The sequence below is a fragment of the Streptomyces sp. A1136 genome (genome assembly GCF_004795055.1).
Classification (GTDB): domain Bacteria; phylum Actinomycetota; class Actinomycetes; order Streptomycetales; family Streptomycetaceae; genus Streptomyces.
In genome coordinates this window covers 1-19,758 of the sequence record NZ_SSBJ01000060.1, presented here as the reverse complement: position 1 = coordinate 19,758, position 19,758 = coordinate 1, and the positions used below count along the sequence as shown (strand labels likewise).

Genomic DNA, 19,758 nt, shown 5'->3' with positions numbered 1-19,758 from the left:
GCGACAGGTCGGGGCTCCCTCCTTTGCATGGTCTAGGGAGCGCCCGCACAAGGCATCCCGAAAGGCTTGAAACGCTGATGCGCTTCACCTCCCAGACGTCGTCGGACGGCGTCACCGAACAGTTCTTCACCCTTGACGAGATCCCCGGCGTGCTGTGGACGCCGGAAGACGCCTGCGGCACTCGTCCCCTGATTCTGCTGGGCCACGGCGGCGGGTTGCACAAAACGTCCCCACACATCGTGTCCCGTGCGCGCCGCTTCGCTGCCGAGGGTTTCGCGGTCGTCGCGATCGACGCGCCCAACCACGGTGACCGGCCCAAGGACGAGGAGTTCGGCCGGATCGCGGCCGGGATGCGGGCCGGCATGGCCGCCGGTGAGAACCCGGGCGCGCTTGTCGCCGGCATGCACACCTATCTGGCCAGTCAGGCTGTCGCGGACTGGCAGGCGGTCCTGACTGCGGTCCAGCAACTCGGCCAGGTCGGCGTTGGTCCGGCGGGTTATTGCGGCATGTCGATGGGCTGCGGGCTCGGCATCCCGCTCATCGCTGCAGAGCCCCGGATCCGCGCCGCGGTGCTGGGTCTGCTCGGTGTGCACGGGCTGGCCGAGGACGCCGCGAGGATCACCGTGCCGGTGCAGTTCCTGGTGCAGTGGGACGACCAGATGGTTTCGCGGGATCAGAGCCTGGCGTTGTTCGAAGCCTTGGCCTCGGTGGAGAAGACACTGCATGCCAACCCCGGCAAGCACGGGGACGTGCCGTCGTTCGAAGTGGACAGCTCGCTGCGGTTCTTCGCCCGGCACCTGAGCTGACACGAGATCGCAGTGCTCGGCGTGCCGGCCGGAACTCGTTTCCGGTCAGCACACTCGGTCCAGACTGTTCGGCATGGCCGAGCGGGTGCAGGTGCGCGAGATCGATGACGACGAGGGTGCCCGGCTGTTGAGGATCGTGCGGTGCGGCACCGGTTCGGTGGTGGCCTGGCGGCGGGCTCAGATGGTGTTGCTGTCCGCGCAGGGCATGACCGTGGCGAAGATCGCCGAAGTCGTTTTCACCAGTGCGGACCGGGTTCGCGACGTGCTCCACAATTTCAACGCCGATGGCTTCGACTCGCTTTACCCGAAGCATCCCATTCCTGGTCATCGAGATCGCCGACGTCGTCCATACCGCTTCAACGGTTCTTCCTTCGTGCCGGACACGTCCCCGCCTGCCCCGGCCGGCGCAGGGGCGGGTGATGGTGCGGAACCGGTTCTGCCGCGGCTCGTTGAAGAGACTGGGATGCACACCCCTCCCCGGGTACCCCGAGCTCCCGGGGCGGGGCCCCTGGTTCTGACGCCTGACATGTTCCGCCCTGCCGGGCCTGGCGCTGCGGGTGGTGTCACCGCGCGCGGCGGTGGCTGTGTCGCCGCCGCACAGGCCGCACGCCGACGCGAGGACCAGGAGCGCCAGGAGCTGCGTCGGCGCCGGGAGGCGACGGCCTGGCCCTGCCCGGAATGCGGGGGCACCGTCTACCCGGCCGATGCGGACGGCGGCTGGGGCACAGGCACGACACCGGGCGACCGGTGCAGCGTCTGCCAGTCCATCGCCGACCGCCAGGCACACGGGCCCGCGAGCAGGCCGCACAAGCCCCACACGCGGACGTACGGCGCCGCGGCTGGTTCAGGAACTGACCACGGGTCCGGCCCCGCTCGAAAGGCCCTAGGCAGGGGGTGGCGTCACCCATGACGCCACCCCCTGCCGCTGTCAGGCGGGGCGCCATCGCGACCGGCGCGGCCACGCCCGGGACCACAGCGGGATCCTCCGATGCGCGCGTCGCGTAGCCCGCGCCCGCACCAAGGACTTCCCCGACGGCACCCCGGTACGGCTCGGGTATGGCTGCCAACACCCGCACCCGCCGCGAAGGACTCACCGCCGAGCAAAGCCGGGCCTACCGGGCCGGGACCATGTAGTCGGCCCACGCTGCCGCGCTCACTCGGCGCCGGGCTCCGGGGCCCAGACGGAAGGGCCGCCGCCGCGCCACTCGATGAAGCCGGCGTAGTCCAGGCTGACGTCGTCAGGGTCCAGGCCGGCGCGGCGAAGGAACTCCAGAAGATCAGTGGGGCCGAGGGCGCGGCCGAGGATTTCGCCGTCGCAGCGGACCCGGCGCCCGCCCTGGGCGTCGGGCGGGTAGACGATGACACGCGGGGCTCATCCCTCCACCCGGCTGCGAGGTGGTCATTCCAACACGCCCAGGCGTTCGATTTTCTGGCACAGCTCTGCCCCCGCTGGGTTCGTCGGGTTCCGCCGTCCGGCGTTCTCGCCGGGCCGCGTGGGTGGGCGCGGGTCAGGCTGGGGCCGGCGTCGAGGATGAGAGGCCTTGGGGATGGTGTTGCGTCCGCCGGTGGAGCCGATGTTGGCGCAGGCCGCCGAGGGTGATCCCGCCGGTGCGTCCGCTCGCCTCGAAGGTGGCGTATGAGTAGAAGTTCGACGGTTCTCCAGACGTCTTGAGATGTCTCGACTGAGGTGCGTCTTGGAGGCCGCCTTTCAATCCCGGTCGGCTTCAACTGCGGGCTGAGCACTGGGTGTCGTCGGCGAGCCAAAACGGGGCCGAGGGTGGGTGCATGAGGACAGCGAGCGGCAAGGCCGTAGTCTGCAGACTGCAAGACCGGGCGCTGCTGATGCGGCATAGCCGTTCATGCCAGGTGCCACGAATGACCAGGAGGTTGACCGGTGATCACTCTGACCGCAGTCGCAGGGGTGGCCCTGGTCGAACTGGGCATGGCCCTGACTCCGGGACCGAACATGATTCACCTCGCCTCTCGCGCCATCACTCAAGGCCGTAGGGCGGGCCTGGTCAGCCTCAGTGGGACCGCCGTGGGATTCGTGTGCTATCTGCTGGCGGCGGCTGCGGGCCTGTCGGCGTTGTTCGCTGCGGTGCCGATGGCGTTCATGGTGGTCAAGCTTGCTGGGGCCGCCTATCTGGCCTACCTCGCATGGGGCATGCTCAAGCCCGGCGGCCGCTCACCCTTCGCCCCGGCCCAAGACCTGCCCCCCGTCTCTGACGCCCGCCTGTTCTCGATGGGGCTGCTGACGAACCTGCTCAACCCCAAGATCGCTCTTATGTATGCCGCCCTACTGCCCCAGTTCTTGGATCCACAGGGAGGTCCGGCCTGGGGGCAACTGCTCCAGCTCGGTGGGGTGCAGATCATCGTGGGGATCTCGGTGAACGCTCTGATCACGTTGGGCGCAGCGCGGGTGTCGGGGTTTCTGACTGCCCGGCCTCGTGCCATGACTGCCCAGCGCTTCACGGCAGGCGGCCTGCTCGGCGTCTTCGCGCTGCGCACCGCGCTGTCCCGTACCCCGGTCTCCGCGTCATCCTGACGCCATGACTTGGGCCCCGTCACTCGCTCCCCGGGGCCGTCTTGTCGGTGGACTGGTGTCTCATGAGACACATCAAAGTCTGGAGAACGACGGGTACCGGGCGCTGGTGTTTACCCCGGCCGGGCCGGGTGGGCGGGTGCTGCTCCAGACCCGCCGCGGCGCCTCAGGGTGCGTTTCCTGATCTCGTCGCGGCCGCAGAGGCGCGGCTACCCGTCGGCCTGGTCTTGGACGGCGAACTCCTCGTGTGGGACGTGGAGGCCGGCGTCTTGTCGTTCGAGGGGTTGCAGCGTCGGGCCGCCGCTCGCACCCGTAGCGCTCCCGAGCTGGCCGCGAAGCTGCCGGCCTTTTTCGTGGTGTTCGACGTCTTGCAGTTCGACGGCCGGGAGCTGCTCGACCTGCCGTATGTGGAGCGCCGCGCCCGCCTGGGGGCCTTGTTCGCCGAGCACGCCCTGACATCCCCGTGGACCCTGTGTCCGATGACCACGGACCCGGCCAAGGCCCGGGAGTGGCTTGAGTCGTGGACGGATGTGTCCGGCGTCGAGGGCATCGTGGTCAAAGCCATGAACCAGCCCTACCAGCCGGGATACAGAGGCTGGTACAAACTGAGGCGGCGGGACACCACCGAGGCGATCATCGGCGCGATCACCGGCACTCTGCTTCGACCACAGCTCCTCCTCCGGGGCCGCCACGACATCCACGACCGCCTGCGCCCGATCGGCCGCACGGTCCTCCTGCGCCCGGAAGCGGCCCATCTCGTCGCCGGCAGCATCACCGCAGCCGACGAGGACCACCCCTGGACCGGCATGCGGTTCGCCTCGACGTGGGGCAGCCGCGACGCCTTGGACGTCACCCTGGTCCGCCCCGAGCTGGTAGCCGAGATCAGCGCCGAGACCGCCGTCGACCACGGCGGCGCCTACCGCCACCCCGTCCGCTTCAAACGCCTGCGCCTGGACCTCACAACGCGGGACGTACCCCGGTTCGAGGCGGAACCGGACACAGCCCCGGGCTGAGACAGCAGACGATCCTCAAGGGGAGCATCGGGCGCCTGTCGTTCAGGACAGCGCCCGGTCATAGGAGTCCGCTGGGGCTCCCAGGCGTGATCCGAGGCGGAAGCGCATCTCGCCGGCCGCCCGACGAACCTGCTCCGAGCGGGTCTCGTCCTCAAGGGCGCCCAGAAGCATCATGATCGCTCTGGCCTCGTCCTCAGTCAGCAGCTTGAGCCGAGTCTCGGTGACGGCATCGAGGAGCGCGTCGAGGAAGTCTTCGTCCATGCCACCACAACGCCCCACGGCCTTCATCGTCACAGGCGGGCGCGGCCGGTCGTTCGCGTGGGCTGGCTGCCGGCCGTCGGGTGTTCGCCCGCCGGCCCCCTGTGGCGGGGGAGGCCCCGGTGATGGTGCGAGGCTGGATTGAGAGCCTCAAGGAGATAAGTCGATGCGCCCTATTTGGTCCGGTGCGATCAGTTTTGGCCTGGTCACGATTCCGATCAAAGTATTTCCGGCTACCGAGTCGCACTCGATCTCACTCCACCAGTTCCACACCGCCGACGGAGGCCGGATCCGCTACCGCAAGGTGTGCGAGGCCGACGGCAAGGAGCTGACCCAGGAGGAAATCACCCGCGGATACGAGACCGCGGTGGGCACCATCCCGGTCACCGACGAGGACCTCGACGCCCTTCCCCTGCCCACCGCGAAGGCCATCGAGATCGTCGCGTTCGTGCCCACGGAAAGCATCGACCCGATCCGCATCGGCGCCTCCTACTACCTGGCCGCCGAAGGCGTCGCCGCCAAACCGTACGAACTGCTGCGCCAAGCCTTGGAGCGGTCCTCGAAGGTGGCGGTGGCCAAGTTCGCGATGCGCGACCGCGAGCGGCTCGGGCTGCTGCGCGTCCTGGACGACGTGATCGTGTTGCACGGGATGCGGTGGCCGAACGAGATCCGCGACGCCTCCCAGGTCGACATCCCCGACGTCGAGGTCTCCGACGAGGAGATCGACGCGGCCATCGCCCTCGCGGACACCCTCTCCGGCCGTGACCTCGGCCAGATGCACGACGAGTACCGCGAGGCGCTGGAGAAACTGATCGAGGCCAAGACCGCTGGCACCCGCCCCGAGCCGGTCGAAGCCCCCCAGCCGGCCTCGGCGGAAGTGGTGGACCTGATGGCGATGCTGGAGAAGTCCGTCACCGAGGCCAAGGCAACCCGCACCGGCGCCGATGCCACCGTCCACGACCTGCCCGCCGCGAAGAAAACCACCAAGAAGACAGCCCCGGCGAAGAAAACGGCCGTGTGACGGCTGCCAGCGGGCCAGCTACGGCCTTCGGCGGGACGGGTAGAGGGGGCCCGCCCCGCCGAAGGCCGGGGCCGATCATGGTCAGACGCATGGCTGCGGAGGTCAGATCTTTTACGCTGACCACGGAGCCGCTCCTTGTCCCTCGGAGGCCAGCCGGTCGGGTAGGTATGTGAGGATCAGCGTGAGGGCAGCCTGTGACTGCTCCGATTCGGTGCTGACCGTAGCCACAGGCGTGAAGGGGTACATGGGCATGGACAGCGACGGCGTGCTGGTGCTGCCCGATGAAGGCGACACACGGATCATCGTGTGCCGGGGCGACTTCGACATGGACACCCTTACCCCCTTCACCGCCGCCACTCAAGAGGCTGTGGCCGATGAGGGCGTCAGGCGGATCATCATCGACGTGGCGCAGGTGACCTTCGCCGACTCCTCCATGCTCAACGCCCTGCTGACCACTCATCGCTGTGGATGCCTGATCCTCGTGGGCCCCGTGCAGGACCAGCTCGGCCGCCTGCTGGAGCTGACCGGCGCGGACACGGTCTTAACCGTCTCCGACAGCCTCGATACCGCCCGCACGCAACTCCTGCGCTGACCGCGAACCGCCGGGGACGTATGGGATGGGTCCCGCCGCCGGGGCGTTTGAGGCGGGTCCTCGCGCGGACCATGCGCCTGTACTCACACGGCGGACGTAGCCTGACGCTGCGGCGACGGGACCGGGGGAGGTCATTCGCCCTTCCGCAGCCGCACTCCACGGCTCGACGGTTCCCGATCACCCCAAGCCGCCGGTGGCCACTCGGGCGTGACGGCCAAGAGCGCTGGGTTCGTGCCACCACGCGCACTGCGGGCTGCGAGTCGCCATGCTGATTCCCAGGGGCCCGTGTGTGTCCGAGCCGGGTCAGATATCCCGGGCCTTCGTCGCGGTGAGCCGCCATTTCGTGCAGTGGCGAGGCGCCAGCCCCCGAGGCGGGGGAGCTACCAGGGGAGTGCCGCGCAGATGGTCTTGCCGCCTTCGGGCATCGGCTTGATGTGGATGCGGGTGGCGAGTCGTTTGATCACGAACCATCCCCACCCCCCGGTCCCGTCCGTACAAGGAGTGCGGAGCTGGGGAAGCCTGGGACTCCGGTCGGTGACCCAGACGTCGAGGGAGTCGTCCAGCAGTTCCAGGTGCAGCGCAGACGGGCCGTCGGTGTACCCGCGTTGGCGACGAGCTCGGCCACCACCAAAAGCACGTCGTCCATGCTCCCGGCCTTGGCGGGCGGCCGCAGGCGGGCGGCGCCGGCCAGGAAGGCACGGGTGGCGTCCCGTGCCGACGTGGCAGGCCGGCTCATACGGGACAGGGGATGATCCAGGACGGCGGTACTCACCTATTCCTCCTTCCACCCGGCGGGCTCATATGTCGCGCATGCCCCGCTGTGCGCACGGAAACCGGAATGTGCCTGCCGCCCGAGGCCCGGGAGGAGGAAGCGGCCGGCCGCGGTACGGGCACCTGCGGTTCACGATGTCGTCCGGTCCCGCACCGGACCCGCCAGCCTGAGCGGGCGGCGCGGCTGAGCAGCTCTCGGTCGCCGCCGGACCCTCGAACCCGGCGTGTGCGTCAGGACCAGATGCCTGGGCACATGCGGTCCATGTCCGGGAGACCACGCACGCCCCACGAGCGCCCTCTTCCGTGCCACCCCCACGCCCGCCCCCGAAGCGTCACCGCGCGCAGCGCGGCACGGGCGCCGCGAGGGATTCGGCAGGCGGCTGCGCCGCCGGATCCTCGCGTACCGCGACATAGAGTTCCTCTCCACCCGCATCCCCGGTGAGTCCGGTCCCGGCCAGGAGTGCCTGCTCCTGGTCCACGTCCGTAAAGTCGTCGGCCAGGTCCACTACCGGCTCTGCACCACCTGCGCAGAGGGTGTGATCACCGGCGTCGACATCGACACAAACTTCCTGGCCAGCGGACTGCCCCATCGCGCCCTGTCCCACCTGCATTCCCGCCACCCGGGCATCACCTGGCGCAGCACCCTGACCGGGCGCACCACACGGGACCTGCTGCGACGTATGCGCATCCCCACCACCTGGGCCAGCATCGCGTGTGTACACGCCTCTGCCAGGCCGGACTCGCTGCAACCGAGCGGCTGAGGAACACCCGCGCACCTCGTGGTCAGTCCCGGCGGAACTCTTGCGCCGGTGTGTTGCGAATTCACGCTGGAACCGGCGGCCGGCGCGGTGAGCGGCCCCCGGTCGTCCCGTGGGCACCTGCCCCTCCCCCTCCGCGCAGGTGCCCACCCCAGCATCGGCCGGCGGCACTACGCGCGGCTGCGGCCGGGCCCCCGCCCAACCGGGGCACCTGCCTACTCCAGGGGTGTCGTCTCAGGCCCTGACCAGGGCTGCGGCCCTGGTCTGGGCCGTGTAATTTGCGTTGAGGGGAGCTGATCAGCTCCCCTCAACGCTTACAGCGTGGGCGGACCGTGCCTCGCGGCCCTCCGTGTCATTCTCGTCGTCCGGGCCCTCGTACTGGTGGGCGAGGAAACGGGCGAAGCCCTGGTCCGCGCGGGCAAGCAAGCCCGGCGAGGGCTTGCCGTAGTCAGGCGGCTGCACGCCGAGCCCCCTTGCCGCCGGGGCGGCACTGTCCCTGAGTTCACGCATGAAATCCCGCCTCTCCGGCTGGTTGTCTGCGGGCGCCTGCAACGCTAAGGAACCCAGGCAGCCCCCAGCACAGGCGGAGGCGGAGGTCCCGATGGCGCGTAGCTGGTGTGAGCCCCTGGTCAAGGAGGGCGGTGTCACTCACGCGCCGCATCCAACCCCTGCGCTGTTTTCACTCTTCCGGAGGAGCGGAGCTGGAGCGGCTGTGCCTGTTCAGGCGCCGCGGAGGACGCATGCCACTGCTCGCCACTGCAGGCACCGCCCGAACCGTCTGCGCTGCTGGCCGGTCCCCGGTCCGCGATCGTCTCAACGACTGCCAGACCAATCACACCGCCCGGACCGGGAAGTTCCACCACGCGGTGGTCGAGACTGCCTGTGATCACCACCGCCAACAGCGCGAGATACTCATGTTGCACCTCCGAACTGAAACCTTCCTCCCCCGGCGTCGCCACCAACGCCTCACGCCCCTCGGCAAGGAAGCCGCAGGTGGCCTGCACCGCCCGGACAACGGCCTCGAACCGCGCCGCAGGAAGCCGGGCATGCGCCAACTCCAGATAAAGGCCCAGGACATCAGATCGGCCGCGACACCACCCGCCGGGGACAGCCACATCCTGTCGGGGCCGGCGGGTGAGGGCTGCGGGGCCGCGCTCCGGCCGTCTGCCGGTGCGGTGCCGGGATCCTCGTACCGGCCGGGAACGTGTGCTGTGCTGTGGCCGCCGTCCGAGGTCGCGCCGGCCTGCTGATGCGCCGTGCCCGGGCTTCCGGCGCGGCATCCGCATCCCCAAAGACGCCTTCGAGGAGATCGCGGCGGCGCTCTGGCGCCGGGTGCCCGATCGACGTCAGGCGCTCACGAACCACGCACAGCGCCCGCTCCGCCAAGCCGGTGGCGAAGCCGGATCAGGTGGGAAAGCTCCGCCACGACTTTGAACCGGTCAAGAAGGAGACCGATAAGATGATCATCTCCTTCGCGCACGGCGTCAGCGATGGCATCAACAAGCTGGTCAGGGTCGACAGACATGCGAGAAGTCTTGACTGGTGAACAGCACTTCACACACGCCAGCGGAAGCCAGTGACCACATCCGCCCGCACAGATGTCCGGAACCGAAAACGACGGCTTCACCAGTGTCGGCACTCGACTGGAGCGGCAGGTTCATAAGGCGGCCCAGTGCACCGTCGAGCGTCTCATGCGCGAGCTCGGCATCACCAGCGCGCGGGATTCCCGCCCCAGCCGAGGCCAGCGTCGGTCGATCTATGCGAACCGGCACGGCTCATAGACGACCCGACACGGCTCCGCACCCAGTACAGGCCGAGACAGGGAGTGGTTTTCCCACAGCCCCGTCCGTCACTGCAGCAGCTTCCTGACGAGGGGCCTGGGTGGCGTCCGCGTGCCGGGACAGTACGTGCCGGAAGCGTTGCTGGCGCCGCAGTTCAATCATGTCCGTGTGCCACATACGCCCCGCCCCTGATGATGCCACCGCGGCCCACCCCGCACCCAGCACAGCGGAGATCAGCGCGACCCACAGGAGGATGTCTGACACGGAAGACCTTTCCAACTCTGGAAATCGAGGGCTTCCCTCGATCGGAGCCCCAGCGGCAACTCGACATAACGCAGAGGCACATGCTGGGTTATGCCTTGTCATCCGATTCAGCCATGCGCAGCATTCCGCTGACTTGCGGTGGTCTCGTATGCCTTTCTCGGTTGACCGCGGGGAACGAAGTTTCTTCCGGTCGAACGACGAGCCGCGAAACGTCTGCGGCCGACTCCTCCGGTGAGCGCTCACGCGTAACAGTGGGCCGGACCCTTCCACGGAAGCCCTAAAAGCAGAAACCCCGGCAATGCTGGCAGGTGGTGTGAAACGGGCGTAGCGGCCCTGAGTCGCGATACAGCGCCTTCGCGGGCGCACCCCACTCCTCCACCAAGCTGCCTTGAGCAGGCAGGATCGCCGCGCGCGGGTCCCGAGTGTGCGGGTTCCGTGGTCCCGTTTTGTTCCGGGCGAGTGCAGAACCGATTACTGACACGAGTCAATGCCCGTTTGCTTCGCCATCATCACCTGAATGGCTCGTACCCCTCCCGGGATCGGGAGGCCCACGCTCAGCCAACCCGCGCCTCGGGATGCTGGTCCGCCTCCGGGTACGTGGCCGCGTTCATCCGTACCTCCAACGCCGTCTACGACATGCCCGAGGGCCGCCCGGTGTGGAAGGTGCTGCCGTTGCGCCTGGCCCTGACCGTCGTGCTGATGATCCTCGCCGTCGTCAGCGCGCTGATCGTGGTCTTCACCGGCGGCCTGGCACGCCAGGTCGGCACCGCATTGGGGATCGGTGACAGTGCGCTGACGGTGTGGTCGATCGCCAAGTGGCCGGTCCTCGTCCTTCTCGTCACGATCATGATCGCGATCTTGTACTGGGCTGCTCCGAACGCCGAGGGCCGCGGGTTCAAGTGGGTGACGCCGGGCAGGCGCGCTGGCGGGCCATCTCCGCATCGAACTCCAGCCCCAAAAGGATGGCGATGTTGGTGATCCACAACCACACCAAGAAGACGATCACCCCGGCCAGGGTGCCGTACGTCGGACAGCTCCTCCTTCCCTTCCGGGCACACCGCCGCAGCTGTCGCGTTCACCGCCGCCGTAAAGCCCAGCTTGCCTGACGGGTGCCCGGCCGGTTACCGGGTAGCCGCGCCACTGACAGCGGCATGCACGTCCAAAAGGAGGATCAGGTCATGGCGGCTCGCTTCGAGGTCCGGCACCAGGCGGCAAGGGCTGTCACTTCGTTCTGATCGCAACCAACGGGCGGGTCATCGCGACCAGCGAGCACTACGAGACGCATCGGTCCTGCCTGAACGGCATCGACTCCGTCAAACGCAACGCCGACACCCCCATCCAGGACACCACCGGGACCAACCAGAACAGCTGACGGCGCGGCACCGCCCCCGCGGCGCCGATGGCCGCCATCGTGCAGCCATCAAGGAGTATCCGTCTCCGAGCAGCACGAGGAAGGCAAGGTGAAGACTCGTGAGCAGCGCTGATCCCCGCGCCCACGACTCCGAAGACTCGGTGGGTGCGCTGGTGACCCGCGCGTCCCAGCAACTCTCGAAGCTGGTGCGCGAGGAGATGCGGCTGGCCCGGGCGGAGATGACCGCGAAGGGCAAACGATTCGGTGTGGGCGGCGGCCTGTTCGGCGGGGCCGGCCTGACCGGGTTCCTGGCCGCGCAGGCCCTGACCGGCGCCGTGATCGCCGCCGTGGCACTGCTGCTCCCGGTCTGGGCTTCGGCCCTGATCGTCGCCGCCGTGCTGGCAGTGGTCGGCGCCGTCATGGCGATGGCCGGGAACAAGCAGATCGCGAAGGCCGGCCCGCCCACGCCTGAGCAGACCATCGACAGCGTCAAGGCCGACGTGGCCGAGATCAAGGAGAAGACCCAGCGATGACCAGCCAGTCCCCCGGCGGCGAAGAGTCCGCTCCTACCCCGCAGGAGCTGCGCGAGCAAATCGAACACACCCGTCAGGAACTCGGTGAAACCGTCGAAGCGCTGGCCGCCAAGGCTGACGTCAAGGCGCGCGCACAGGAGCAGGTCACCGCCGTGAAGGAGCAAGCCGCGCAGAAGGCTGCACACCTCACCGGCCAGGTCCACGACAAGGCGGAGCAGGCCAAGCAACTACTGAAGGAAAAGACCCCCGGCCCGGTCCTCGACAAAGCCACCCGCGCCGCGGCACAGGTCCGCGACGCCGCCTCCCGTGCCGGACAGCTCGCCGCGGACAAGACCCCCGCCGCCGTACGGGAGAAGACCGGCCGGCTGGCGGCCACGGCGCGGGCCAACCGCACCCCGCTGCTCGCGGCCGCCGCCGCACTCGCTGTCTTTCTCCTCATCCGACGTAGCCGGAGGTGCCGATGAAGGCATCCAAGATCGCCTACAAGCCGGTCGGCATGGCCCTGGGCGCCGTCAGCGGCATGCTCGCCGGCGCGGCCTTCAAGCAGGCGTGGAAGATGATCGGGCACGACGAGGACGCGCCCGACGCCACCGACGAAGACCGCACCTGGCAGGAGATCCTCCTCGCCGCAGCCCTCCAAGGCGCGATCTTCGCCCTCGTCAAGGCCGCCGTCGACCTGGCAGGCGCCTTCACGTGAAGTAGCAGCGTTTGATCAGCAGTTTGGGCAGCAGTTGGCGATCTTGAGTGCTGCAGATGCTCACGAAATATGACGTCGCCTTGGTGCGTTGCCACCGTAGTGCGGCAGCAGCGGTCCGTCCCTTGATCACCGGTCGTTAGACTCCCGGCGTTCGGATGCTGTCGATGGGCTGGAAGGCCAAGCCATGGACGATGACCGTTGGGACGACTGGCCGGAACGGTGGGTCGGCACGGACTGCGACGTGCGGGCGGCCGTCAGCGCGATCCCGCAGGAGGTCAAGGACGGCTTCAGGTACGACGAGGTCCCCTGGCAGCGGTTCCGGCACTTTTACGGCCCGGGCGAGGAGATCCCCGGCCTGCTCGCCACGCTCGCGTCCGAGGACGCCGAAGCTGCCGACAGGGCCTTGCGGCAGCTCTGGACGAGTCTTCACCACCAGGGCAGCACGATCGCGGTAGGAACACTGGCGGTGCCGTTCCTACTCCGGATCGCGGCGATCGCGCGCCCCGAACTCCGTGCGCAGACCCTTCGCCTGGTCGCCGAGATCGGCCGGTGTCAGCACATGGGGGACGGATCGCGGGAAGGCCTGCTCCAGGTCGCCGAGGAGCCGCAGATGATCGAGGGCAGCACGATGTGCCCGGTGGACTGGACGATCCAGGCCGCCCGACAGGCCGTCACGGACGACCTGCACCTTTTGCTCCCGCTTCTCTCCGACCCTGACCCCGAGGTCCGCTCCGTGACCGCGTACGTTCTGGCGGCGGCGACCGACGGGCTTTCACACATCTCCTCTGCTCTGCAGTCCAGGTTGGCGAAGGAAGACGATGCGGTAGTCCAGGTGAGCCTGATCCTGGCGATCGCCCAAATCGCCCGCGAACACCAGGATGAACACGCTCCCAAGTGGGCCCGGGGCCTGTGGTCGGATCCCGGACGACCGCCCGAGGTCCGCATCGGCGCCGGCCTGGCCTGGCTGTGCCTGGTCACCGACCCCGCCCCCGACGAGCTCCGCGCCCTCCTCACCGACCCCCGCACCCGTCAATACGACGGCCTGCTCCAGCCGGTGCCATGGCTCACCTGGATCGACTCAACCGGCGTCGGGCTGCGCAGATGCATCGACGAAATGCTCACCGCGAACACCCCCGAAGCGGTGCTTGACGATCCTTGGGGTGGAGGACCATCAAGCTGAACCATGCAACGGTCAGCCGGCTTTGGCGGGCGCTTCGGTCCGCGCCCGGGTCGAGGCGAGCCGGTAGGAGTCGGTGCCGGTCTCGATGATGGTGCCGTTGAAAGTCAGGCGGTCGACGATGGCCGCGCAGAGGCGGGGGTCGGTGAAGGTCTTGGTCCAGCCGCCGAAGGACTCTTTGGAGGCGATGGCGACGCTGTTCTTCTCCTCGCGTTCGGTGAGGACTTGGAAGAGGAGTTCGGCGCCGTGGCGGTCGAGCTCCATGTAGCCGAGCTCGTCAATACAGAGCAGGTCGACGCGGCCGTAGCGGGCGATGGTCTTGTTCAGCTACTTCTCGTCGGGGCGGCTTCCACCAGCTCGTTCACCAGCTTGGTGGCGAGCGTGTAGCGAACGCGGTAGCCCTGCATGGCGGCCTCGGTGCCCAAGGCGATGAGCATGTGGGACTTGCCGGTGCCGGAGTCGCCGATCAGGCAGAGCGGCTGGCTCTTCTTGATCCACTCGCAGCTGGCAAGGGTGTTGATCACGGCCGGGTCGATGTTGGGATTGGCGTCGAAGACGAAGGTCCGCAGCGACTTGTCGGGGGAACCCGGCGGCCTTGATCCGGCGCTCCGAGCGGCGTCGGGCCCGGTCGTCGCATTCAGTCATCAGCAGCTCAGCGAGGAAGCCCCGGTAGGTCATCTGATCCTTCGCGGCCCGGTCGGCGATCTCGGCGAACTTGTTGCGGATCGACGGCAGCCGCAGCAGCCGACAGGCGGTGTCGATGGCCGTGGTCGCAGCCTGCTCGGTCAGGTTCCGCTGTCGGGGCAAGGTGGTTCTGGAGCTTCTCCTTCTCGCACGTCACCACCGCCGGGGTGCCACTCCATCACCGGCGAGGCGTCCGTCCCGTGCTGAGGGCACCAGGACACCGGGACCACCCCGCCGCAGTCGTGCCGCGCGCACACGCAGCCCTGCCCCGGACCAGCGTGCGAGATCCCGTGCCGGATCACCCCGCCCGCCGAACCCTTCGCAGCCGCGCCCCGCAGACCGGCCAGCCAGGCCAGCGTCACCCGCAGCCCGCCCGCCCCCCGACCGGAACCGCTCGATCACCCGCACTTGGCCCAGCACCGCCAAAGGCGCCGTACCCGGCGCGGTTAGCCGAACCACCGACGCCCCGAACTCCCCCGCCCCCGAAGCGGCCAGCGCGTCTGCATCAGCATCGGTGGACCAGCCGGAGAGCAGATCCTCCCCCTCGGCGTCGTCGGTGAGGACCAGGTGCGGGTCATCGAGCCGGAATCGGGATGTACGGTGCCCGGCCCCGCCGTGCACGACCAGTGAGCCCGCCAGCATGGCCACGGGCACCGGATGCCGTTCGACGAACGCCCGCAGCCGGTGCCGCTCCTCGCCGGCGCCGGCGGTGTACGCGAGCTCGGCGGCGGGCCGGTACACCCCGCCGCCCTCGACCGGCAGCTCCGGGTGTGGGGACAGATTGCTTAGCGGGTCGCCCTGGCCGAATCAACGAGGCATGACGGTTCGTCCGGACTAGTGATGGTTCGTCACACGGCTTCCAATGGCATGGCTGTGGTAACAGTACGTACCCAGCGGGTGGTCGGCCGGGATGGCGAGCTGGGTGGTCGAGGCGCCGGGAGCCACGCACAGGAACGGGTCGTCCGACTACCCCCCGAGCTGGACCGAGACGCGGTGCACGGCGACCGGCTGCGGCGCACTTGCCGCAGGTGGCAGTCGTCGTCCACTTCATCTGGCACGCGACGCCCTGAGGAGCGCCGTGTGTACGCACCGGGGGTGTGGAACCGGCGAACTCGTCGGCTGGCGTGTCAGGTAGCCTCCTGAGCCTCTGGTGGTCTAGACAAGACTGGGTGGGAGCGGGATGGAGAGCGCATCGGCGGTATCGGCCAGCATGCCGGTGGGTGTCATCGGGCTGGGCAATATCGCGCAGAAGGCGTACCTTCCAGTACTCGGTGCCTTGCCCGGGCTGGAGCTGCGGCTGATGACCCGCGACCGGGCCAAACTCGACCGCATCGCGGACGCCTACCGGGTGGGACGCCGCTTCTGTGACCTCGACGAGCTGGTCCAGTCGGGCATCCGCGCGGCGTTCGTCCACGCCCCGACCGAGCACCACTACGCGATTGTGATGCGGCTCCTGGAGGCAGGTGTCGACGTGTTGGTCGACAAACCGCTCTCCTACGACCTGGCCGAAGGCCGACGGATGGTGGAGACGGCCCGCGAACTCGGCCGGTCGCTGATGGTCGGCTTCAACCGGCGCTTCGCACCCGCTTACGTCGCGGCGCTCGAGCACCCCCGGGACCTGACCGTGCTGCAGAAGGACCGCCACGGCGGCACCGGCGACGTACGCACGATCGTGTTCGACGACTTCATCCACCTCGTCGACACCCTGCGCATGCTGGCCCCCGCCGACGCCGGACGGGTGAGCGTGCGCGGCAGGGTCGACGACGCGGGCAACCTGCACCATGTGGTACTGCAGCTCTGCGGGGAGGACTTCACGGGACTGGCCGTGATGAACCGCGCCAGCGGGTCGGGTGGCGAAGTTCTGCAGACCGCCGGCGAAAACCGGCGGCGTGATGTCGTCAACCTCTCCGATGTCACGGAGCACGACGGCGCGCCGCGGCTGCTGCGCAGCGACGACTGGGAGTCGGTGGGGCGCCGCCGCGGCATTGACGGAATGTGCCGTCACTTTCTCGATGCCGTCCGAGAGGGTCGGCAGATCGACGCCCAGGACGCCTTGGCCACCCATGAGCTCTGCGAGCAGGTCATCACCGCGCTGGCGCCGACCCCCTAGCCGCGCTTAGCCGGTGCTTGACTGGTCGCGAGGCGGCGAGGCGGCGAGGCCGAGACGCGGGCGGACGGCGAGACGGCGGGCCGGCCTTTCGGTACTGGAGGTCGAAGCGGACGGCCCGAGGCCGTTGACCACCTGGAAGGGGCCCGGTGCCTGACGGGCTCACCGGGTGGACCACGGGGAGCTGAGGTGGGCGGTGCACGCATTGCGCGTACTGAACAGCAAGTCCGGGTGATGGTTGCCGGTCCGTGGAGTCTCCCGTACCGTACTGCCGCGACGCATGATTGGTCTAGACAAGAGGTGGTCTGGGGACTCGGCTCATGAACATCCCATCCGCTGGGGCATCCTGGCCACCGGGGGGATCGCCACGGCGTTCACCGAGGATCTTCGCCGGACTCCGGGCGCGGTGGTCGCGGCCGTCGCCTCCCGCGACGCAGGGACGGCGCGCGCGTTCGCCGCCCGGCACGCGATCCCGCGAGCTCACGGATCGTGGCGGGACCTGGCGGACGATCCGGACGTGGACGTGGTGTACGTGGCCACGCCGCACGGTTACCACCACCAGGCCGTCGAGATGCTGCTGGACGCCGGGCGGCCCGTGCTCTGCGAGAAGCCTCTCACCGTGAACAGCGTGCAGGCGCGGGGGCTGATCACCCTCGCCCGCGAACGCGGCACATTCCTGATGGAAGCCATGTGGATGCTCCTGAACCCCGCCCTGCGCAAGGCAGCCGACCTACTCGCCGACGGCGCGATCGGTGAGGTCCGATCTCTGCACGCCGAACTCGGTTGGCGGGCCGAGGTCGACCGAAGGCATCGGCTTCGCGACGTTGCGGCGGGCGGCGGCGCCCTGCTCGATGTCGGCGTCTACCCTGTCGCGCTGGCGCACTTCCTGCTCGGCAGCCCGGACCGCATCCACGCGCGGGCCCAGCTGGCGCCGGAAGGCGTGGACGAGCACACGAGCATTCTGATCGGCCACCCCGGTGGGGCCACCGCATCGCTGACCTTCGCCGCGACCTTGAGCCAGGCAGCCGTCGTCTACGGCACACGTGGACGCATCGATATCCCGGTGAACCTGTTCAACCCGCCCGGGATCGTCCTCCATCGCGAGGTGGGCGAGCCGGTGCACTTTCCCGCTCCGGCCGTCATCGGCAATGGCTACGGGCTGGAGGCCGCCGAGGTGATGCGCTGCCTGCTAGCCGGCAGAACGAGTCGCCGCTGGTGCCCCTGGACGGCACACTCGCGGTTCTCCGTACGCTGGACGCTGTGAGGCAACTGATAGGCCTGCGATACCCGCACGACGGTCACGACTGATCCGCGGGTCTGGGCATGAAGTGATACGCGGCCGAACACGACTGGCTCACCGTGTTCCAACTTCCCCCGTACGCGCCGGACCTCAACCCGGTCGAAGGCCTCTGGTCACTTCTGCGACGTGGCCCGATGGCGAACACCGCCTTCACCGACCCCGACCACCTCGCCCGCACTCTTCTCCGAGGCCTGCGACACATCCAACTCCGGTCCGCCCTCATCGACGGATGCCTCGCTGGTACCGGGCTGTCGCTCGGTCCACCGACCCCGCCCTGAAAACCTCAGTAAAGGCCAGTGCGGCCTGGACGACTACCAAATCTGCCGGCCACGGGACGGACCCACCGGTCCTCAGGCGCTGCGGGGTTTGCGTCCAGCGCTCTTCTTCACCGAAGCCTCCTTCGGCATGGCCTTCTTCGCGGCGGTCTTCCTGGTGGTCTCCTTCGGGGCGGGCAGGTCGTGGACGGTGGCCTCCGCACCGCCGGTGCGGGATGCCATGGCCTCGGTGACGGACTTCTCCAGCATCGCCATCAGGTCCACCACCTCCGCGGAGGCCGGCGCGGGAGTCTCGACGGGCTCCGGGCGCGTGCCGGCGGTCTTCGCCTCGATCAGCTTCTCCAGGGCGTGGCGGTATTCGTCGTGCATGTCGCTGATGTCCCGGCCGGAGAGGGTGTCCGCGAGGGCGACCGCCGCGTCGATCTCCTCGTCGGAGACCTCCACGTCTGGGACGTCGACCTGCCCGGGGTTGCGGATCTCGTCCGGCCACCTCATCCCGTGCAAAACGATCACCTCGTCCAGCACGCGCAACAGCCCGAGCCGCTCCCGGTCGCGCATCGCGAACTTGGCCACCGCCACCTTCGAGGACCGCTCCAAGGCTTGGCGCAAAAGCTCGTACGGCTTCGCGGCGACGCCTTCGGCAGCCAGGTGCGGCACGGCTCGCACCGGAGGTGGAGCGGCTGTTGGGTCTGCTGCCGGTCATCGCGGAACTGGTCGTCTTCCCCGTGATCCGCGGGCCTACATTGCGCTGCATGATCGATGCTTGCGCCGTCGGCCCCTTGCTGCCCCCGTTCGTTCAGGAACGGGTGGAGGCTTTCCATGCCAACGGGATTCGGGGCCGGTGGGGCGGCCGACACATCCTGCGCGGCCGGCATCTGCCGGGGCCGTGCTCCACCGTGGTCGACAGCAACGACTACCTGCGCCTGGCCGGCGACAAACGCGTGGTGGACGCCGTGACCGAGTCGCTCCATGCCATGCGGGGAGCGCGGCTGGCCTCAGCGGTGCTGCTTTATGAGCAGCACCCGCAGACCACGCTGGAGCAGGAGCTGGCCCGCTACCTCGGTTCGGCGGCGGGCGTCTTCTGCCAGTCGGGATACGACGCCAACGTCGGTCTGCTGCAAACCCTGGCCGGGTCCGAGGTACCGGTGTACGTGGACATGCTGGCCCACATGTCGCTGTGGGCAGGCGCGAAGGCGGCCGGCGCCCCTGCGCGGCCCTTCCGCCACAACGACATCGCGCACCTGCTGCGCCGTATCGAAGAGCACGGGCCCGGAGTGATCGCGGTCGACTCGATGTACAGCGTGTGCGGCAGCCTCGCGCCTCTTGGTGCGTTGTGCGAGGTGGCCGAGCGCACCGGCTGCGTCCTGGTCGTCGACGAGGCGCACTCGCTGGGCACCCACGGCCCAGACGGTGCGGGCATGGTCGCCGAGGCGGGACTGGCCGGGCGGGTGCATTTCCGCACGATGAGCCTGTCGAAGGCGTTCGCGAAGCGCGCCGGCTACATCACCTGCCCTGACGAGGACTTCGTCGAGTACTTCAAGATGGCCTCCTACCCGGCCGTCTTCGCCTCCACCCTGGTGCCGTCCGACCTGGTGCAGATCGCCGCCACCCTGGACGTCGTCCGCACCGACGAATGGCGCCGCACCCGCCTGCGCGAGGTAGCTGCAACCCTGCGGGAAGCGCTCACCGGCCTCGGGTACGACCTTAGAGCTCGTAACACGATCATGATTCGGGTTTGTTGAGGCGCCGCCAGCAGATGAGGCTGCAGGCGAGGGAGACGAAGGCGTCGTGGAGTTCGGTGCGGCGTTCCCAGCGGACGGCGAGTCGT

The 19,758-nt window shown here is 68.8% G+C and carries 20 protein-coding genes and 6 pseudogenes; 18 read left to right on the top strand and 8 right to left on the bottom strand.

Annotated elements, in window-relative coordinates; translation table 11 throughout:
* Positions 1-77 precede the first annotated feature (77 nt).
* Positions 78-806, top strand: coding sequence for a dienelactone hydrolase family protein (locus E6R62_RS34500; protein ID WP_136217425.1), 729 nt, complete (start codon positions 78-80; stop codon positions 804-806).
* 73 nt (positions 807-879) lie between these two features.
* Positions 880-1,116: pseudogene (locus E6R62_RS42125) on the top strand (helix-turn-helix domain-containing protein); the annotation flags it as partial.
* Between the two features lie 843 nt (positions 1,117-1,959).
* On the opposite strand, the gene E6R62_RS41465 reads toward E6R62_RS42125, so the two are convergent.
* Positions 1,960-2,166 carry a hypothetical protein gene (locus tag E6R62_RS41465; protein WP_136217437.1) on the bottom strand — a complete coding sequence of 69 codons (207 nt, stop codon included), beginning with the start codon at positions 2,164-2,166 and terminating at the stop codon, positions 1,960-1,962.
* A gap of 534 nt (positions 2,167-2,700) precedes the next feature.
* Between E6R62_RS41465 and E6R62_RS34485 the strand changes: the two genes are divergently transcribed.
* Complete coding sequence (locus E6R62_RS34485; RefSeq protein ID WP_136217424.1) at positions 2,701-3,351, top strand: LysE family translocator; 651 nt, start codon at positions 2,701-2,703, stop codon at positions 3,349-3,351.
* A 62-nt stretch (positions 3,352-3,413) separates the two neighbouring features.
* Complete coding sequence (locus E6R62_RS34480) at positions 3,414-4,361, top strand: ATP-dependent DNA ligase (RefSeq protein WP_240802067.1); 948 nt, start codon at positions 3,414-3,416, stop codon at positions 4,359-4,361.
* Between the two features lie 42 nt (positions 4,362-4,403).
* On the opposite strand, the gene E6R62_RS34475 is transcribed toward E6R62_RS34480, so the two are convergent.
* Positions 4,404-4,622 (bottom strand): hypothetical protein, encoded by a 219-nt coding sequence (locus E6R62_RS34475; RefSeq protein WP_136217423.1) that lies wholly within the window; start codon positions 4,620-4,622, stop codon positions 4,404-4,406.
* Between the two features lie 163 nt (positions 4,623-4,785).
* Here E6R62_RS34475 and E6R62_RS34470 point away from each other — a divergent pair, with 163 nt between their 5' ends.
* From E6R62_RS34470 to E6R62_RS41460, 3 genes are all read left to right on the top strand, one after another.
* Positions 4,786-5,640: a Ku protein gene (locus tag E6R62_RS34470; RefSeq protein WP_136217422.1), complete on the top strand. Its 855-nt coding sequence runs from the start codon at positions 4,786-4,788 to the stop codon at positions 5,638-5,640.
* Positions 5,641-5,890: 250 nt separating this feature from the next.
* Positions 5,891-6,232, top strand: coding sequence for an STAS domain-containing protein (locus tag E6R62_RS34465; RefSeq protein WP_168714268.1), 342 nt, complete (start codon positions 5,891-5,893; stop codon positions 6,230-6,232).
* Between the two features lie 995 nt (positions 6,233-7,227).
* Positions 7,228-7,764, top strand: coding sequence for a hypothetical protein (locus E6R62_RS41460; protein WP_240802066.1), 537 nt, complete (start codon positions 7,228-7,230; stop codon positions 7,762-7,764).
* A 294-nt stretch (positions 7,765-8,058) separates the two neighbouring features.
* Here E6R62_RS41460 and E6R62_RS34455 read toward each other — a convergent pair whose 3' ends face one another.
* The 3 genes from E6R62_RS34455 to E6R62_RS39990 all read right to left on the bottom strand — a co-directional run bounded on the left by E6R62_RS34455 (position 8,059) and on the right by E6R62_RS39990 (position 9,286).
* On the bottom strand, positions 8,059-8,223 hold the full coding sequence (locus E6R62_RS34455) for a hypothetical protein (protein ID WP_168714266.1): 165 nt from the start codon (positions 8,221-8,223) through the stop codon (positions 8,059-8,061).
* Positions 8,224-8,405: 182 nt separating this feature from the next.
* On the bottom strand, positions 8,406-8,816 hold the full coding sequence (locus E6R62_RS34450) for a hypothetical protein (RefSeq protein ID WP_136217419.1): 411 nt from the start codon (positions 8,814-8,816) through the stop codon (positions 8,406-8,408).
* A gap of 299 nt (positions 8,817-9,115) precedes the next feature.
* A complete protein-coding gene (locus E6R62_RS39990) occupies positions 9,116-9,286 on the bottom strand; it encodes a hypothetical protein (protein WP_168714267.1) in 171 nt (56 codons plus the stop codon).
* 1,099 nt (positions 9,287-10,385) lie between these two features.
* Here E6R62_RS39990 and E6R62_RS34445 point away from each other — a divergent pair.
* Positions 10,386-10,721, top strand: a pseudogene (locus E6R62_RS34445) (YihY/virulence factor BrkB family protein); the annotation flags it as partial.
* A 1-nt stretch (position 10,722) separates the two neighbouring features.
* On the opposite strand, the pseudogene E6R62_RS34440 reads toward E6R62_RS34445, so the two are convergent.
* Positions 10,723-10,833 (bottom strand): annotated as a pseudogene (locus E6R62_RS34440) (YhjD/YihY/BrkB family envelope integrity protein); the annotation flags it as partial.
* A gap of 204 nt (positions 10,834-11,037) precedes the next feature.
* Between E6R62_RS34440 and E6R62_RS42285 the strand changes: the two are divergent.
* The 5 genes from E6R62_RS42285 (at position 11,038) to E6R62_RS41455 (ending at position 13,567) form a co-directional block, all read left to right on the top strand.
* Positions 11,038-11,178, top strand: coding sequence for a YegP family protein (locus tag E6R62_RS42285; RefSeq protein WP_136217436.1), 141 nt, complete (start codon positions 11,038-11,040; stop codon positions 11,176-11,178).
* Positions 11,179-11,276: 98 nt separating this feature from the next.
* Positions 11,277-11,690, top strand: a complete 414-nt coding sequence (locus E6R62_RS34425; protein ID WP_136217418.1) for a phage holin family protein — start codon at positions 11,277-11,279, stop codon at positions 11,688-11,690.
* Positions 11,687-12,154, top strand: a complete 468-nt coding sequence (locus E6R62_RS34420) for a DUF3618 domain-containing protein (protein ID WP_136217417.1) — start codon at positions 11,687-11,689, stop codon at positions 12,152-12,154. Before E6R62_RS34425 ends, E6R62_RS34420 begins: the two co-directional genes overlap by 4 nt.
* Complete coding sequence (locus tag E6R62_RS34415) at positions 12,151-12,387, top strand: DUF4235 domain-containing protein (RefSeq protein ID WP_136217416.1); 237 nt, start codon at positions 12,151-12,153, stop codon at positions 12,385-12,387. Before E6R62_RS34420 ends, E6R62_RS34415 begins: the two co-directional genes overlap by 4 nt.
* A 184-nt stretch (positions 12,388-12,571) precedes the next feature.
* Positions 12,572-13,567: a hypothetical protein gene (locus E6R62_RS41455; protein ID WP_240802065.1), complete on the top strand. Its 996-nt coding sequence runs from the start codon at positions 12,572-12,574 to the stop codon at positions 13,565-13,567.
* A 12-nt stretch (positions 13,568-13,579) separates the two neighbouring features.
* Here E6R62_RS41455 and istB read toward each other — a convergent pair.
* Positions 13,580-14,353: pseudogene (istB, locus tag E6R62_RS34400) on the bottom strand (IS21-like element helper ATPase IstB).
* Between the two features lie 552 nt (positions 14,354-14,905).
* Between istB and E6R62_RS41945 the strand changes: the two are divergent.
* From E6R62_RS41945 to E6R62_RS34385, 4 genes and pseudogenes are all read left to right on the top strand, one after another.
* Positions 14,906-15,037 carry a hypothetical protein gene (locus tag E6R62_RS41945; RefSeq protein ID WP_276615679.1) on the top strand — a complete coding sequence of 44 codons (132 nt, stop codon included), beginning with the start codon at positions 14,906-14,908 and terminating at the stop codon, positions 15,035-15,037.
* 421 nt (positions 15,038-15,458) lie between these two features.
* Complete coding sequence (locus E6R62_RS34395; RefSeq protein WP_136217434.1) at positions 15,459-16,358, top strand: Gfo/Idh/MocA family protein; 900 nt, start codon at positions 15,459-15,461, stop codon at positions 16,356-16,358.
* Between the two features lie 277 nt (positions 16,359-16,635).
* A pseudogene (locus tag E6R62_RS34390) lies at positions 16,636-17,663 on the top strand (Gfo/Idh/MocA family protein).
* A 15-nt stretch (positions 17,664-17,678) separates the two neighbouring features.
* A pseudogene (locus E6R62_RS34385) lies at positions 17,679-17,933 on the top strand (transposase); the annotation flags it as partial.
* A 72-nt stretch (positions 17,934-18,005) separates the two neighbouring features.
* On the opposite strand, the gene E6R62_RS34380 reads toward E6R62_RS34385, so the two are convergent.
* Positions 18,006-18,587, bottom strand: a complete 582-nt coding sequence (locus E6R62_RS34380) for a Ku protein (protein WP_240802064.1) — start codon at positions 18,585-18,587, stop codon at positions 18,006-18,008.
* 26 nt (positions 18,588-18,613) lie between these two features.
* On the opposite strand from E6R62_RS34380, the gene E6R62_RS34375 reads away from it, so the two are divergent.
* A complete protein-coding gene (locus tag E6R62_RS34375; RefSeq protein WP_136217414.1) occupies positions 18,614-19,672 on the top strand; it encodes an aminotransferase class I/II-fold pyridoxal phosphate-dependent enzyme in 1,059 nt (352 codons plus the stop codon).
* Positions 19,673-19,758 lie beyond the last annotated feature (86 nt).

Excerpts from the sequence above, each read along its gene's own strand:
- E6R62_RS34480 (WP_240802067.1), top strand. The coding sequence starts at position 3,414 with ATGAGACACATCAAAGTCTGGAGAACGACGGGTACCGGGCGCTGGTGT.
- E6R62_RS34395 (WP_136217434.1), top strand. The coding sequence starts at position 15,459 with ATGCCGGTGGGTGTCATCGGGCTGGGCAATATCGCGCAGAAGGCGTAC.
- E6R62_RS34500 (WP_136217425.1), top strand. The coding sequence starts at position 78 with ATGCGCTTCACCTCCCAGACGTCGTCGGACGGCGTCACCGAACAGTTC.
- E6R62_RS34415 (WP_136217416.1), top strand. The coding sequence starts at position 12,151 with ATGAAGGCATCCAAGATCGCCTACAAGCCGGTCGGCATGGCCCTGGGC.
- E6R62_RS41455 (WP_240802065.1), top strand. The coding sequence starts at position 12,572 with ATGGACGATGACCGTTGGGACGACTGGCCGGAACGGTGGGTCGGCACG.
- E6R62_RS34470 (WP_136217422.1), top strand. The coding sequence starts at position 4,786 with ATGCGCCCTATTTGGTCCGGTGCGATCAGTTTTGGCCTGGTCACGATT.
- E6R62_RS39990 (WP_168714267.1), bottom strand. The coding sequence starts at position 9,286 with ATGTCTGTCGACCCTGACCAGCTTGTTGATGCCATCGCTGACGCCGTG.
- E6R62_RS34420 (WP_136217417.1), top strand. The coding sequence starts at position 11,687 with ATGACCAGCCAGTCCCCCGGCGGCGAAGAGTCCGCTCCTACCCCGCAG.
- E6R62_RS34465 (WP_168714268.1), top strand. The coding sequence starts at position 5,891 with ATGGACAGCGACGGCGTGCTGGTGCTGCCCGATGAAGGCGACACACGG.
- E6R62_RS41945 (WP_276615679.1), top strand. The coding sequence starts at position 14,906 with ATGCCGTTCGACGAACGCCCGCAGCCGGTGCCGCTCCTCGCCGGCGCC.
- E6R62_RS34475 (WP_136217423.1), bottom strand. The coding sequence starts at position 4,622 with ATGGACGAAGACTTCCTCGACGCGCTCCTCGATGCCGTCACCGAGACT.